The sequence below is a fragment of the Vibrio sp. 10N.222.52.B7 genome (assembly GCF_041474275.1).
In the GTDB taxonomy this organism is placed as follows: Bacteria; Pseudomonadota; Gammaproteobacteria; order Enterobacterales; family Vibrionaceae; genus Vibrio; species Vibrio crassostreae_C.
The window spans coordinates 1-255 of the sequence record NZ_JBFRTU010000448.1; the positions used below are offsets into that span (position 1 = coordinate 1).

A 255-nucleotide genomic window follows, 5' to 3' on the forward strand; every position below is an offset into this window, starting at 1 on the left:
AAGAAGTTCAACCTTCGGCTCTTGCTGAATTGAATGAAATCATGGAGAAACAGTTTGCAGGTCAAGCGGGTGCTCAAGCTGCCAAAATTGGTGGCCTGAAAGCTGCGGCTGAGATCATGAACTACATGGACAATAATGTGGAAGGTGTCTTGATGGATCAAATCCGTGATCAAGACGAAGACATGGCAACACAGATTCAAGATCTGATGTTTGTCTTTGAAAACCTTATTGAAGTTGATGACCAAGGTGTTCAAC

1 protein-coding gene is annotated in these 255 nt (G+C 43.1%); it reads left to right on the top strand.

Annotated features, from left to right (window positions below):
* The coding region (locus tag AB4512_RS23630) for a FliG C-terminal domain-containing protein (RefSeq protein WP_372175948.1) at positions 1 to 255 on the top strand (255 nt) is incomplete at both ends.